We start from the raw sequence: 507 nt of genomic DNA, 5'->3' as shown, positions 1-507 counted from the left end.
CAACAAGCGCAAGTCAATCAGCAAGTACATCGGCTAGCCAGTCAGCATCAACAAGCGCAAGTCAATCAGCCAGCACGTCGGCTAGCCAGTCAGCATCAACAAGCGCAAGTCAATCAGCAAGCACGTCAGCTAGCCAGTCAGCATCGACCAGTGCGAGCCAATCAGCAAGCACATCAGCTAGCCAGTCAGCATCGACCAGTGCGAGCCAATCCGCAAGCACGTCAGCAAGCCAAAGTGCTTCAACAAGCGCAAGTCAATCCGCAAGTACATCGGCTAGCCAGTCAGCATCAACAAGTGCGAGTCAATCAGCCAGCACATCAGCTAGCCAGTCAGCATCGACAAGTGCGAGCCAATCCGCAAGCACAAGCGCGAGCCAATCCGCAAGCACGTCTGCAAGTCAATCAGCAAGCACATCAGCTAGCCAATCGGCCTCAACAAGTGCGAGCCAATCAGCAAGCACATCAGCTAGCCAGTCAGCGTCAACCAGTGCGAGCCAATCAGCAAGCA

Annotated in this window: 1 protein-coding gene; it reads left to right on the top strand. The window is 54.6% G+C overall.

What is annotated here, in order from left to right; genetic code table 11:
• A partial coding sequence (locus tag QM406_RS10105; protein ID WP_414274130.1) for a hypothetical protein occupies positions 1–507 on the top strand: 507 nt, incomplete at both ends.

It is taken from the genome of Streptococcus infantis (genome assembly GCF_047465035.1).
GTDB lineage: Bacteria > Bacillota > Bacilli > Lactobacillales > Streptococcaceae > Streptococcus > Streptococcus infantis_T.
This window is presented reverse-complemented; position numbering and strand designations above follow the sequence as displayed.